Origin of the sequence: Pseudomonas atacamensis (genome assembly GCF_017167965.1) — a bacterium.
Lineage (GTDB): Bacteria > Pseudomonadota > Gammaproteobacteria > Pseudomonadales > Pseudomonadaceae > Aquipseudomonas > Aquipseudomonas atacamensis.
The window spans coordinates 4531961-4544779 of sequence record NZ_CP070503.1 but is presented as its reverse complement, the minus strand read 5'-3'; the positions used below and the strand labels follow the sequence as shown (position 1 = coordinate 4544779).

General features: G+C 59.2%; 14 protein-coding genes. 9 read left to right on the top strand and 5 right to left on the bottom strand.

The annotated features are described in order from the left end of the window. The first annotated feature begins 11 nt into the window (after window positions 1–11). Window positions 12–242: a hypothetical protein gene (locus JWU58_RS20725; protein ID WP_071174678.1), complete on the top strand. Its 231-nt coding sequence runs from the start codon at window positions 12–14 to the stop codon at window positions 240–242. Window positions 243–261: 19 nt separating this feature from the next. Next, window positions 262–1239 (top strand): SDR family oxidoreductase, encoded by a 978-nt coding sequence (locus JWU58_RS20720; RefSeq protein WP_206420900.1) that lies wholly within the window; start codon window positions 262–264, stop codon window positions 1237–1239. Between the two features lie 14 nt (window positions 1240–1253). On the opposite strand, the gene JWU58_RS20715 is transcribed toward JWU58_RS20720, so the two are convergent. The 3 genes from JWU58_RS20715 to JWU58_RS20705 all read right to left on the bottom strand — a co-directional run bounded on the left by JWU58_RS20715 (window position 1254) and on the right by JWU58_RS20705 (window position 2374). Then, entirely contained in the window at window positions 1254–1775 is a 522-nt protein-coding gene (locus JWU58_RS20715; RefSeq protein ID WP_185015389.1) for a DUF4142 domain-containing protein, read from the bottom strand. A 49-nt stretch (window positions 1776–1824) separates the two neighbouring features. Beyond that, window positions 1825–2049: a hypothetical protein gene (locus JWU58_RS20710; RefSeq protein ID WP_206420899.1), complete on the bottom strand. Its 225-nt coding sequence runs from the start codon at window positions 2047–2049 to the stop codon at window positions 1825–1827. 133 nt (window positions 2050–2182) lie between these two features. Beyond that, complete coding sequence (locus tag JWU58_RS20705; RefSeq protein ID WP_016771242.1) at window positions 2183–2374, bottom strand: YegP family protein; 192 nt, start codon at window positions 2372–2374, stop codon at window positions 2183–2185. A gap of 275 nt (window positions 2375–2649) precedes the next feature. Between JWU58_RS20705 and JWU58_RS20700 the strand changes: the two genes are divergently transcribed. The 6 genes from JWU58_RS20700 (at window position 2650) to JWU58_RS20675 (ending at window position 8355) form a co-directional block, all read left to right on the top strand. Further along, window positions 2650–3615, top strand: coding sequence for a glycosyltransferase family 2 protein (locus JWU58_RS20700; RefSeq protein ID WP_206420898.1), 966 nt, complete (start codon window positions 2650–2652; stop codon window positions 3613–3615). Between the two features lie 3 nt (window positions 3616–3618). After that, window positions 3619–4329 (top strand): class I SAM-dependent methyltransferase, encoded by a 711-nt coding sequence (locus JWU58_RS20695; protein ID WP_206420897.1) that lies wholly within the window; start codon window positions 3619–3621, stop codon window positions 4327–4329. Next, complete coding sequence (locus JWU58_RS20690) at window positions 4326–4712, top strand: GtrA family protein (protein WP_073472933.1); 387 nt, start codon at window positions 4326–4328, stop codon at window positions 4710–4712. Before JWU58_RS20695 ends, JWU58_RS20690 begins: the two co-directional genes overlap by 4 nt. After that, window positions 4709–6814 carry a DUF6311 domain-containing protein gene (locus JWU58_RS20685; protein ID WP_206420896.1) on the top strand — a complete coding sequence of 702 codons (2106 nt, stop codon included), beginning with the start codon at window positions 4709–4711 and terminating at the stop codon, window positions 6812–6814. The genes JWU58_RS20690 and JWU58_RS20685 overlap by 4 nt, the downstream gene beginning before the upstream one ends. 88 nt (window positions 6815–6902) lie before the next feature. After that, window positions 6903–7823 carry a LysR substrate-binding domain-containing protein gene (locus JWU58_RS20680; RefSeq protein WP_024012013.1) on the top strand — a complete coding sequence of 307 codons (921 nt, stop codon included), beginning with the start codon at window positions 6903–6905 and terminating at the stop codon, window positions 7821–7823. Between the two features lie 166 nt (window positions 7824–7989). Continuing rightward, window positions 7990–8355: a 5-carboxymethyl-2-hydroxymuconate Delta-isomerase gene (locus JWU58_RS20675; RefSeq protein ID WP_016771238.1), complete on the top strand. Its 366-nt coding sequence runs from the start codon at window positions 7990–7992 to the stop codon at window positions 8353–8355. A 3-nt stretch (window positions 8356–8358) separates the two neighbouring features. Here the strand turns inward: JWU58_RS20675 and JWU58_RS20670 are convergent, their stop codons facing one another. Beyond that, complete coding sequence (locus JWU58_RS20670) at window positions 8359–9294, bottom strand: LysR family transcriptional regulator (RefSeq protein WP_206420895.1); 936 nt, start codon at window positions 9292–9294, stop codon at window positions 8359–8361. Between the two features lie 177 nt (window positions 9295–9471). After that, window positions 9472–10644, bottom strand: coding sequence for a cyanate transporter (locus JWU58_RS20665; protein ID WP_206420894.1), 1173 nt, complete (start codon window positions 10642–10644; stop codon window positions 9472–9474). A 403-nt stretch (window positions 10645–11047) separates the two neighbouring features. On the opposite strand from JWU58_RS20665, the gene JWU58_RS20660 reads away from it, so the two are divergent. Next, entirely contained in the window at window positions 11048–12697 is a 1650-nt protein-coding gene (locus tag JWU58_RS20660) for a phosphoethanolamine transferase (RefSeq protein ID WP_206420893.1), read from the top strand. Window positions 12698–12819: the final 122 nt, after the last annotated feature.

The window sequence follows — 12819 nt, the reverse complement described above, 5'->3', positions numbered from 1 at the left end:
AGATGTTTGCTATGAGTGATTATCCGATGGACGAAACCGATTCCGATCACCGCAACCGCCAGTTCGGTCAGGCTTTGGGGCTGGATGCTGACGAGGTGGAGTCGTGGGTCAGTGCAATCGAAGAGGACGGCAGCGGCATGGGCTACGTCGTGCATTTTTCCAGCGAAACGCCGGTGGACGTACTGGCCAAGGTGCAAGGACTGGGCGATGACCTGATGATCAATATCGGGCCGATCGACTGAGCATCAGGGAGAACGGTTCATGCAGGAGCAACCTTTGGTGGTGATAAGCGGCGCCAGTGCTGGCGTGGGTCGCGCGGTGGCCCACCGGTTTGCCGCTGGCGGCTACCGTATCGGCCTGTTGGCGCGTGATCCGGCGGGACTGGCCGCCACGCAAGAAGAGCTGCAAGCGTATGGCGTTCAGGTCGAAGCGGTTAGCGTCGATGTCGCCGATGCGCTCGCCATGCAGCAGGCCGCGCAGCAACTGGAAGCCACGCTTGGGCCGCTGGCGGTGTGGGTCAACGCGGCGATGGTCACGGTGCTCTCGCCGATAGAACAATTGTCCGCCGCCGAGATCGAGCGCGTCACTCAGGTGACCTATCTCGGTACGGTTCATGGCACCTTGGCGGCGCTGTCGTTGATGCGTCCGCGCAACCAAGGGGTGATCATCCAGGTCGGCTCGGCACTGGCCTATCGCGCCATTCCGTTGCAGGCCGCCTATTGCGGGGCGAAGTTCGCTGTGCGCGGTTTTACTGATTCATTGCGCTGTGAGTTGCTGCATGAACGCAGCCATATTCGCGTGTGCATGGTGCAATTGCCGGCGATCAATACCCCGCAGTTCGATTGGGCACGCAACAAATTGCCCAAGCGTCCCCAACCGGTGCCACCGATTCACGACCCCGATGTGGCAGCACGGGCAATTTTCAGTGTGGTAAAGCGTCCGCCGCGAGAGTTGTGGCTGGGGTGTTCGACGATCAAAGCGATTGTCGGCCAGTCGGTCATGCCCGGCCTGCTCGACCGTTTGATGGCGCGAGGTGCATGGTCCGGTCAGCAGACCAATGAGCCTGAAGACAACGAGCACCCGGACAACCTGTTCGAAGCGCAGCCGGATCGGCATCAGATTCGCGGCCGCTTTATCGGCCGCTCAAAGGACGCGGCGCTGGCCTTGACTTCGACTCAAGTGCTGGCGGTATCGGCAGTGATTGCCGTACTGGTGGCCGTGGTTCTATTACAGCTTTGATTGTTCCCCGTTAGTCAGGGGTTGACGGATTTCAGTGCGCCAGCGGAGGGCTTGAGTTTTTCCTGCAGGTCGCGGGCAGTTTTTGCCTGTTTCTCGATGTCCGGCAACGCGGATTGGGCGAAAGCCTTGAGCTGCGGATTTTGTGATGACATCGCTTCTTTCTTGAACAGCATCAGCTTTTGCTCAAGGGTTTCGGCCTGGCTGTCGATGTAAATGCGGTCGAAGGCGTCATCCCTTGATTCAAGGCGTAGCTGCTTGGCTTTGGATGCCACCGAGGGTTCGGTAGGAACCGCCATATGCTGGCTTTGCCCCAGCTGCCTGATTTGTTTATCGAAGCGCTCATGGTCGGCGATCATTTGTCTGGCGAACGCTTTGACTTCGGGCAAGGTTGCTTTTTCCAAAGCGATGCGCGAACTGTTGTGCTGGAACAGGCTTTGCTGTGCCGCCTCTTCGATGAAGGCGTCGATGGTGTCGGCACGGCTTGGCTGGACGCTCATAGCCAAGACCGCAAGGCAGATTGCGGCGAGTGATTTCATGGCGCGTAACCTCCGCAGCATCGATGGATGGTGGCGGCCCGGGATCAGCTCATGGCTGCTGATAGTGGCCGGGGACGTTGTCGCCTTCGTCGGGACTGGTGCGTTTCTGCATCTGGACGTCGCTCAGTGAAGCGGTCTTCAATTCGGGGAAAGCGGTTTTGACCAGGGTTTCAGCGAGACCCGGATCAAGGGTGTCGCCATCGTGGATCAGCGTGCGGCTTTGCGGCTGGTTGTCGACGATGAAACTGACGAGGTAGCGGTGCTCATGGGACATGGCTGAAATCCTTGTGTGCATGGCAGCAAAAATTGCAGTACATGCACCTTTGATGAACACCGCTGACAAGCATTCAAATAAACCCTCTGAAGGGCGACAGACGGTGCCGCTTTGCAGATGAACAGGACGTCGCTCAAATTTCCTTGATCGGCGTCTCGCCCTGTACGGCTTTGATCAGATTGATCACATGCAAGCAATCAGCCTTGTTCACATACGATTCGCCACTGGCCACGGTCTCGTGGTTGCGCGCGCGCAGACGCCAGCGCCATTGGCCTTTGCCAGTGCTCGGGGTGCCTCGGGTTTGTCGGTAGATTTCGAAATACATGGGGTTCGCTCCCTGCGATGGATGTGCGCGCCAACCTGTGTGGCGCATCGACGCAAGCCTAGCGCAGCGGGTTTTTTTGGCTATCGCGGATTTGTTTCCAATCGTTCGCGGATGTTTCTGAAAGACCCTGCCCAGAGCGCCGCGACTGCCCGGCGAATTGGCCGATATGACGCCGTGTCATGCTTGCACGTGCGTGACTGCTACTGCTTAATACGGGACGGCTCATGGCCTCGAAAAACTTTCGATGACCGACAAACTATAAAAAGAGCACTCCTTTGACTGAGCACGGAACGCAACAGGCCGGGCAGGTGACGTTGTCGCTGGTGATCCCCGTTTTCAACGAGGCCGATAGCCTCGACAGCTTTCTTTCGCGCATCGACGAGGTCTTTCAGGCGCAGGCGCTGATCGATCTTGAACTGGTCTTCATCAACGATGGCAGCACCGACACGACCCTTGAGCGCTTGCTTGAACGGCAGCGGCAAGACTCGCGTCTGCGCATCGTCGACCTGAGTCGCAACTTCGGTAAGGAAGCGGCATTGTCGGCCGGTCTGCAAATGGCGACCGGGCATATCGTGGTGCCGATCGACGCCGATCTGCAGGACCCGCCGGAAGTCATCTTGCAAATGATCGAGCGCTGGCGCGAAGGTTACGAAGTGGTGCTCGGCCATCGCGTCAGCCGCCGCAGCGACACGTGGGCCAAATCGACCTCGGCCCACTGGTTCTATCGCCTGCACAACCGCATCGCCGAACAGCCGTTGCCGGAGAACGTTGGCGACTTCCGCCTGATGGACCGCTGCGTGGTCGATGCGTTGCTGACTCTGCCTGAGTCGCGGCGCTTCATGAAAGGTCTGTTCGCCTGGGTCGGTTTCCGCACCACTCATGTCGACTACGAGCGCCCCGAGCGTGTGGCCGGGCAAAGCAAGTTCAATGGCTGGCGGCTGTGGAACTTCGCGCTCGAAGGCATCACCAGTTTCAGTACCGAGCCGCTGCGGGTCTGGACTTACCTGGGGGCGACGGTTTCGCTGGTGTCGTTTGCGTTCGCCATGTTCATTGTCCTGCGCACACTGATCCACGGCGTCGACTTGCCAGGTTATGCCTCGCTGATGGTCGCGGTCACGTTCCTTGGCGGTCTGCAATTGATCGGTATTGGCGTACTCGGCGAATACCTCGGCCGCACCTATATCGAATCCAAACGCCGGCCGGTTTTTCTGGTGCGTCGCGTCTACGACCCCAAGGACTGACAGATGGATCTCAAGGAAACCGACATCCTCGGCGACAGTATCGATGAGCATTGGTATTACTGCTGCAAAGCGGCGGCGACCCGGCGATTGCTGGGTGACATGCCGATTCGGCGAATACTCGATGTCGGTGCCGGCTCGGGGTTTTTCTCGCACCATCTGCTGACTCACACCGACGCGCATGAAGCGTGGTGCGTCGACATCAGTTACCCCGCCGATTCAAGCGCCACCAGCGCGGGCAAACCGGTGCATTACCGACGCGGCATCGACAGCATCGATGCCGATCTGGTGTTACTGATGGATGTGCTCGAGCATGTCGACGACGACCTCGGCCTGCTCAAAAGCTATGTCGATAAAGTGCCTTCGGGCAGTCGTTTTCTGATGACGGTGCCAGCGTTCCAGTTTCTCTGGAGCGGTCATGATGATTTTCTCGAGCACAAGCGCCGCTACACCCTCGCGCAATTCGAAACCCTGGCGGGCGATGCCGGTTTGACCGTGCAGCGCGGCGCCTATTATTTCGGTGCGGTGTTTCCTATCGCCGCTGCGTTGCGCCTGATGCCCCAAGGTTCGCCGACCGCACAGCCACAGTCGCAACTCAAGCTTCATCACCCGTGGGTCAACAGCGTGCTCAAGACGCTGTGCCGACTGGAATTGCCGTTGATGGGCAGAAACCGGCTGGCCGGTTTGAGCGTCTTCGTGCTGGCGCAGAAACCGTGATCGGCAGTGATCGTTCAGCGTTGGTCCGCCGTGGTCTGCGCTTTGCCCTGACCGGGCTGTTCGTCACTGCGCTGCATGCGCTGGTGGCTGTGCTGTTCATCCGCTTCATCGCGCCCGAACCGCCGCTGGCCAATGGTTTCGCCTTTGCCGTGGCGACTGTTGTGTCTTATGTGATCAATACCACCTGGAGCTTTTCCGCTCGCCTGCACGGGCGCACGTTGCTGCGTTTTATGTCGGTCTCGGCGGGCGGTTTTCTATTGGCGATGCTGGTTGCCTGGGCGGCGCAAATGGCTGGGTTGCATTATTTGCTCGGAATCGGCGCCGTGGCCCTGACGGTGCCGGCATTTACTTTCGTTTTGCATAATTTCTGGACGTATCGATGAAGCTTTGCTCAACCTCTCGGGCCGCTGCGCTGTTGCCTGTGCTGCTAGGCATTCTGGCGTTTTTTATCGTGGTCGGCCCTCGGGCGTTGAACCCGATGAACATTGCCTGGCTGGGCGACGGCGACCCGGCCACCCACTACCAGGGTTGGGTATTTTTCCGGCACTCGCCATGGAGCTTTCCGCTGGGGCTCAATCCGTCTTACGGACTGGAGTTGTCCAACGGCTTGATCTTTTCCGATTCCAATCCTCTGTTCGCCTTTTTGTTCAAGCCGTTCTCGGCGCTGTTGCCGGAGCCGTTTCAGTATTTCGGACTGTGGTTACTGACCTGCTTCATTCTGCAGAGCTGGTTTGCCTGGAAACTGCTCGGCCTGGTGACCCGCGACGCGGTTGTGCGATTGCTCGGCACCGGGCTGTTTTTATTCGTTCCGGCCATGCTGATCCGCATGAGCGTGCACCTGTCCCTGGGCGGGCATTTCATGTTGCTGGCTGCGCTTTATCTTGCGCTGCGGCCCTTCACGCCCAAGCGCTCTCTGGCCTGGGGAACGTTGCTGGCGGCGGCCGCGCTGATCCACGCCTATTTGCTGGCGATGATTGCGCTGATCTGGCTCGCCGATCTCGCAGCGCACACCCTGCGGCGACATTTGGCGCCGCGCAAAGCTGGGGCCGAACTGATCGGACTGTTTTTGCTGGTGAGTCTGTGCTGCTGGCAGGCGGGCTACTTCAGCGTCGGCGACGACGGCCTGGCACTGATGGGATACGGTCTGTTCCGCGCCAATGTGCTGAGCTTTTTCGACCCGGGAACCTGGTCGTTTGCCCTGCGCGACATGCCCGGTGTGTTGGGCGACGGTGACGGTTTTGCTTTCCTTGGTTTGGGTGTGGTGTTCCTGTTCATCTGCGCCTTCGCGGCATGGCTGCAACGCGGCACGGATGTTCACCTCAAGCCACGTCGCTACCCTCTGCTGTTGCTCGCGCTGGCAGGCCTGGCGCTGTTTGCGTTTTCCAACAACATCGGTGTCGGCCCATTCGAATTGCATATTCCGCTGCCGGATGCGGTGGTGGCAGTGGCGACAATTTTTCGCGGGTCGGGGCGGATGATCTGGCCGGTCATGTACATGGCGATTTTCGCCATCCTGTACGTGGTGATTCGCGGCCATACTTCGCGCACGGCGCGGGTTCTGCTGAGCATTGCCCTGTTGCTGCAAGTGGCGGATACGCGTTCCGGCTGGGGAGAGTCGCGCAACCTGTTCATGACCACGCCGGCGCCACAATGGCCGACGCCGCTGGTTGATCCGTTCTGGGATCAGGCAGCCCGCCATTATCAGGCGGTGCGCTGGCTGCGCCCGGAGAATTATCCGGAGCAGTGGCGAACGCTGGCCGAGTATGCGGGACGCCATCATCTGCCGACCAATGCGGTTTACCTTGGACGCGTCAGTACCAAGGCCACCGAAGCGGCGCAGGCTGTGGCCGACCAAGTGGTCAGCTCTGGTCAATACGCCGCCGATACGTTGTATGTACTCGATAGCCGTACTGTGCTGCCGGCCGCGCTGACCCTCAATCGCGACACTGACGTACTCGCCAGAATCGACGGTTTGAACGTGCTGGCACCCGGCTGGAAGCGTTGCGCCGATTGCCCGCCCATCGTGGCCGCTGATCCCCTCACGCTGATCTCGCCACTCAAGACGAACGAGCGCGTGACCTTCGACGTTACCAGCCTGGCGACGTTCTTCCTCGGCAGCGGATGGTCGAAAAGCGAACCGTGGGGCACATGGTCCGAGGGCAGTGAGTCGCAAATCATTCTGCGGCCCGAGGCCCCGGTGAAGTCATTTGTGCTGGAAGCCAACGCGTTGATTGCGCCATCGCATACCGAACAGGGGCTGGTGGTCATCGTCAACGATGTGGCGGTGCTCTCCACCCGTTTGCGCAAGCCCGAAGCGAACGTTGTCAGTGTTGATCTGCCAGCCGAAGTGCAGCAGCGCATCGAACGTGAAGGCGTGCTGGTGATTCGTTTCCAGCACGCCGATGCCGTCAGCCCGAGAGCGCTGGGCATGGGACTCGATCCGCGCAAACTGGCCATTGGCATTCGAGCGTTGACGCTGCATTGACCCGGCAGTGGCAGTTTGGCGCAGCAGCCCATAGACGCGGTTCATGGGCCTTTCTACACTGCCGCTATTCCGGGAGCAGGGGCAATGGATGAACCGCAATGAACTACGCAAGGCCGACATCAACCTGATGGTGGTGTTCGAGACCCTGATGCTGGAACGCAATGTGACCCGCGCGGCGGAGAAGCTGTTTCTTGGCCAGCCGACCATCAGTTCGGCACTTAACCGTTTGCGCACGATGCTCAATGATCCGCTTTTCATCCGCGTCGGCCATCGCATGGAACCGACGGCCCGCGCCGAAGACATTTACCGCCATCTCAAACCGGCACTGGATTCACTGTCGGCGGCGCTGAGCCTGACCCGCGATTTCGATCCCGCCACCAGCACCATGACCTTTCGCATCGGCCTGTCCGACGACGTCGAATTCGGCCTGCTGCCGCCGCTGTTGCGCGCGCTGCGCCAGGAAGCGCCGAGCGTGGTGTTCGTGGTGCAGCATGTCGATTACTGGCGCATTCCCGACCTGTTGGCCGCCGGCGATATCACCGTCGGCATCAGCCAGACCCGCGGCCTGCCGGCCAACGCCAAACGCAAACTGCTGCGGCACATCCAGCCGAGCATCCTGCGTGCCGATGCCTCTGATACGCCGCTGACCCTCGACGAATATTGCGCTCGCCCGCATGTGCTGGTGTCGCACACGGCCAATGTCAGTGGCTACGCCGATGAGTGGCTGGCGGAACTGGGCCGCACGCGGCAGGTGGTGTTGTCGGTGCCGCAATACAGCGCATTGCCGGCGTTGCTGGCCGGCACCGACCTGATCGCCAGCCTGCCGGATTACACCGCAGCGGCCATGGCGGCGTCCGGGGCGCTGTTCCAGGAACCGTTTCCGTTCAAGACGCCGACATTGGACCTGTCGATGGTCTGGCTCAGCCACGTCGACAGCGACCCGGCCGAACGCTGGCTGCGCTCGCGGCTCGAAGCGTTCATGAGTGAACGGCCGCTGATTCCGTCCTGACAAGCACCACACCACCCTGTGGGAGCGAGCTTGCTCGCGAAGCGGTTCGGGAGGCGCGGGTGTGTAAACTTAAAGGACGCTTTCGCGAGCTGGCTCGCTCCCACAAATGACGCTGTGTGATTGTGGTATATGTACGCCCCCCGCATCCGCCGACTGGAGATCCGCAATGCCACACCTGCACATGGAATACACCGCAAACCTGACGCAGTTGAACGCTGACATCGCCCTGATTCGGCTCAACAACACGCTGGTCGGTTCCGGTCAGTTCGGCGCGGAGTTCGATATCAAGAGCCGCGCGATCAAGATCGACAACTTCAAGGTCGGCACGGCGCAGGGCGAGCGCGCCTTCGTCCATGTGAAACTGGCCTTGCTCAGCGGGCGCTCGGCGGAGATCAAGAAGCAGCTCTCGCAAAGCCTGCTGGCGGTGTTGCAGGAACTCTGCGAATGGCCGGCCGGGCTCGAAGTGCAACTGTGTGTCGAACTGCTCGACATCGATCGCGAGTCCTACAGCAAAGCCGCGATCGGCGTCTGACGCTCAGGCGTTTTCCAGCTCGCTGCACACCTGAATCACCTGCTCGCGCAGCCAGACGTTGGCGCTGTCCTGATCGGCGTTCTGGCTCCACTGCATGTCGAGGGTGAAACCCGGCAAGCCATTGGGCGCCTCGCAGTGGTTGAACACCGCGTCGTTGGTCAGCAAACGCTGGATACGCCGGGGCAGGGTGAGGATGAAATCGGTACCGGTGATCATCTTCAACGCGGCGCTGTAACTGTTCGAGCGCGCCACTATCTGGCGCGTTTGCGCTTGCCGCGCCAGCCAGCCGTCGACCATGTTGGTGCTTGATGTCCACGGCGTCGGGAACACATGCCGACGTTCGGTGAATGCTTGCAGGCTCAGGCGCGGCTCCAGTGGCGTGGCGCGTTTGTCGAAGACGCAGACCAGATCATCTTCCAGCAGCATCCGTGATTTCAGATCTGCATGCTGGCGGTGAAAGTGCGGGCCGAAACTGATCACCAGGTCGAGGCTGCCGTCGCGCAACTCTTCGGCCGGAACGTCGGTTTCAAACTTGTGCATGTTGACCATCACCGGCAAGTCATCGAAGTCGAAGCGCTTCAACAGTCGCGGCAGAATCAGTTGTTCGAAGTATTCCGGTGCGCAAATGTTGAAAGTCACCGCCTGCCGACTCGGGTCGAAGGCCGGGGCACCGGCGTGGCAGAGGTTGATGCTTTCGAGGATTTTCTGCACATGGCCGTACATGCTGCAGGCTTTGTAGGTCGGGCGCATGCCGGTGCGGGTGTTGATGAACAGTTCGTCTTCGAAACTGGTGCGCAGTTTCTTCAGGCAATAACTGACGGTGGACTGGCTGACGAACAGGGTTTCCGAGACATCGGTGACACTGCTCTGCTCGTACACGGCGACGAATACCATCAAGTCCTGCATGTCGAGCTTGCGAAGCAAATTACTGTTCAGCATGAGTTCCGTCTCGCTGTGCCCCCTTGCGCAGAATTCGCGCAAACGTGTGCGTACGATCCTAACGGAACGATGGTGCCAGGAGAAACCCTTGTAGGACATTTCACGGACACATGTGGGACAGAAACTTTTAGCAACACGACGTTGCCAATCTCGTGCGCAAAAGATGGCCAGAGGCCTCTAGCCCGGGCGAGGCAAGTGGCGCGCGTAGTGGCGAGGGTCGAAGCGCATCACCATCAGCAGCATGATCACCATCACCGCCGTCAACGCCCACCACGCGCCTTCGAAATTGCCCAGCCGATCGCGAATCATCCCTGCCAACAGCGGCGAGAGGCTGGCGATCAGATAACCGATCCCCTGTACAAACGCGGTCAGGCCACCGGCACGCTGCGGCTCGTCGCAATGATCCAGCGCGACGATCAGGCTCATCGGAAACAGACCGCCAATCCCCAGCCCCAACAGACACGGCCATAACAAGGCCAGAGTTATCGGAGCGAGAATCAGCCCGCAGAAACCGCCGATGATCAGCAACAGCAGAACCGCCAATATCCCACGCCGGTCACGGCTGCGATTGGCGATCGCCGGCACTGCCAGGCCGGAAATGACCTCCATCGCTGTAAGAAAACCCAACAGCAGCCCAGCGTGTTGTTCACTCCAGCCTTTTTCCACGTAATACGGGGCGAGCCAGGCGAGGACACAGGTGTAGGACGCCGTACCGAGGCCAAAGAAAATCGCCAGCAGCCAGGCGCGAGGGCGGCTGATGAAAGACTCCCGCCGGGTCACCCTTGATATGGCTTGCGCGGGCTGCAAGCACCAGACCAGCAATGCGACCAATGCCAACGCGGCCCAGATGGCCAGCCCCACGCGCCAGTTGCCGGCCTGCACCATCACCAGCGGCGCGAACGATGCGGCAATCGCCGCGCCGCCCATGATTGACGTGACGTAGACGCCCATGCATAACGCCACGTTGTCAGCAAAGCGCGATTTGATCAGCGCCGGCATCAATGCCTGAATCAGGGCTATGCCAATGCCGGCCAGCATCGCGCTGACGATCAGCTCGATCGCCGAATCGATAAACAGCCGTAACACGCTCGCCAGCCCGATGATCAACAGCGACAGCAGCACCGTGCGTCGGTCGCCCAGGCGCTGGCTGATGCTCAGGCCGAAGAACATCGCCAGTCCCATGGCCATCACCGGCAGCATCGTCAGCAGAGAGGCAAGCGTGAAGCTCAACGGTATATCGCCACGGATCGCCGACAGCAGCGGCCCGATGGCTGCCATTGAGGGGCGCAGATTAAGTGCGACAAGGATGATCGCGAGCATCAGCCAAGCGGCGGGGCGGGTGTGATTCATCGGCGGGCCTTCGAGTCCAGGGGCTGATGATTAGGCGTGGCGTCGCCGCCGTCGGCAAATCAGAAAATGCCGGGGCAGACCTAAAAACTCGATAACACCCCTGTCCCGATGTGGGAGCGAGCCTGCTCGCGAATGCGTTCCTCCAGACAAACATTCATTTGCTGACACTGCGCTTTCGCAAGCAGGCTCGCTCCCACAGAGGACATTGCGAAGTGCCTGAAACTGAATAAAACCTGAACCATTCTCAAATACTCGCAAACTTTCACGTTCGTACTCCGAGGCAACTAATCATTAGCATCTTTTTCACGAAAAATTGATCCATGGCTGCCTAAAGTTTGGCATGCCTCGGTGAATGAAATTTTCACAATCGACGAGGCTCTTCTTTCAGGAACAGTCACTCATCATGTTGAAGTTAAAAGCCGTGCGCCCGGAATGGGTGACGTTGTTTGCCAGCGCCTTTTTGTTGCTCGGTTTCAATCTGGTGCTTTGGCAACATTTGTTCGAGATCACCGCCGCCGATGGCAAGGGCATCGCCATGCGCGTGGCGTTTAGCCTGATGATCTTTGCCGCGTTCAACATAGTCCTGACGTTATTCGCTTTCCGGCCACTGCTTAAACCACTATTGACCCTGTTGTTTTTAGTCAGCGCCGGCGTGGCTTATTTCATGAGCCAATATGGCGTGATGATCGATGCCGGCATGTTTCGCAACTTTGCCGAAACCAATGTGACGGAAGTGCGTGATCTGCTCTCGTTGAAGTTGTTCGCTTATATTCTCTTGCTGGGTGTTTTGCCGTGTTTGTTGTTGTGGAAAGTACCGGTAAGTTATCGGCGCTGGCATCGCGAGTTGTTCAGCAAAGTTATTGTCAGTGTTGCCTCGGCGGCGGTAATCGGTGTTGTGGCATTGGCCAACTATCAAGGTTTGTCGTCGCTGTTTCGCAATCACCACGAAATTCGCCTGATGCTGGTGCCGAGCAATTACATCGGCGCATCCATTGGTTATCTGCAAGAGCAAGTGGTTTCGGCGCAGCAGCCGTTCATCAAGATCGGCGAAGATGCCCAGCGCAATCCCGACCTGCAGCTACAGCCACGCAAATCCCTCACGGTGCTGGTGGTGGGGGAGAGTGCGCGGGCGCAGAACTTCGGCATTCTCGGTTATGACCGCGACACCACCCCGCAACTGGACAAAGAGGCTGGCCTGATCGCTTTTACTGACGTGCATTCCTGCGGCACGGAAACCGCAGTTTCGGTACCGTGCATGTTCTCCAATATGGGTCGCAAGGATTACAACGCCAGCAAGGCCAAGAATGAAGAAGGCTTGCTCGATGTGCTCAAGCGTGCCGGCATCGATGTGATCTGGCGCGATAACCAGTCCGGCTGCAAAGGCACTTGCGACCGCGTCAGGGTGCAGGATGTCAGCAAGTTGCAGGACCCTGCGTTATGCGCCAACAGCGAATGTCGCGATGAAATTCTCCTGCAAGGCCTGCAAAGTTTCATCGATCATCTGGACAAGGACACCGTGCTGGTTCTGCACCAGATGGGCAGTCATGGCCCGGACTACTTCAAGCGTTATCCCAAGGAGTACGAACACTTCACTCCGGTCTGTGAAAGTAACGCGCTGAACAATTGCAGCCGCGAAAGTATCGTCAACGGTTACGACAACACGCTGGTCTACACCGACCATGTGCTGGCGAGCCTGATCGATGTGCTGCGCAGCAATCAGGACAAAGTCGACACCGCCATGCTCTATCTGTCGGACCACGGCGAGTCGCTGGGCGAGTACAACCTGTTTCTGCACGGCACGCCGTACATGCTGGCGCCCGAGCAACAGAAGCATGTAGCGATGCTGGCGTGGTTCTCTGACAGCTATCAGAAGGCCTATTCGGTCGACACCCATTGCCTGCAACTGAGCCGGGACAAACCGCTGAGCCAGGACAATCTGTTTCACTCGATGCTCGGCCTGCTGGAAGTGCGCAGCAGCGTGTATCAGCCGGCGCTGGACATGTTTGCCGGTTGTCGCGGCGCGGTGATCGACGGCGTGTTGGCCAAGCAGTGAAGTGTTTCCTGCCCGTCGCGCCAATGCGACGGGCCTTTCTGTTTCTGCTGTCAGACTATTCTTGCTGACAGGCAAGACATTTCCTTACAGCTCTTGCCCTTCAAAGGCGCGTAAATCGTCGG

Bases quoted from the DNA above. Each gene is read 5' to 3' on its own strand.
- JWU58_RS20715 (WP_185015389.1), bottom strand. From the start codon at position 1,775: ATGAAATCACTCGCCGCAATCTGCCTTGCGGTCTTGGCTATGAGCGTC.
- JWU58_RS20725 (WP_071174678.1), top strand. From the start codon at position 12: ATGAGTGATTATCCGATGGACGAAACCGATTCCGATCACCGCAACCGC.
- JWU58_RS20670 (WP_206420895.1), bottom strand. From the start codon at position 9,294: ATGCTGAACAGTAATTTGCTTCGCAAGCTCGACATGCAGGACTTGATG.
- JWU58_RS20685 (WP_206420896.1), top strand. From the start codon at position 4,709: ATGAAGCTTTGCTCAACCTCTCGGGCCGCTGCGCTGTTGCCTGTGCTG.
- JWU58_RS20720 (WP_206420900.1), top strand. From the start codon at position 262: ATGCAGGAGCAACCTTTGGTGGTGATAAGCGGCGCCAGTGCTGGCGTG.
- JWU58_RS20680 (WP_024012013.1), top strand. From the start codon at position 6,903: ATGAACCGCAATGAACTACGCAAGGCCGACATCAACCTGATGGTGGTG.
- JWU58_RS20695 (WP_206420897.1), top strand. From the start codon at position 3,619: ATGGATCTCAAGGAAACCGACATCCTCGGCGACAGTATCGATGAGCAT.
- JWU58_RS20665 (WP_206420894.1), bottom strand. From the start codon at position 10,644: ATGAATCACACCCGCCCCGCCGCTTGGCTGATGCTCGCGATCATCCTT.
- JWU58_RS20710 (WP_206420899.1), bottom strand. From the start codon at position 2,049: ATGTCCCATGAGCACCGCTACCTCGTCAGTTTCATCGTCGACAACCAG.
- JWU58_RS20705 (WP_016771242.1), bottom strand. From the start codon at position 2,374: ATGTATTTCGAAATCTACCGACAAACCCGAGGCACCCCGAGCACTGGC.
- JWU58_RS20660 (WP_206420893.1), top strand. From the start codon at position 11,048: ATGTTGAAGTTAAAAGCCGTGCGCCCGGAATGGGTGACGTTGTTTGCC.
- JWU58_RS20675 (WP_016771238.1), top strand. From the start codon at position 7,990: ATGCCACACCTGCACATGGAATACACCGCAAACCTGACGCAGTTGAAC.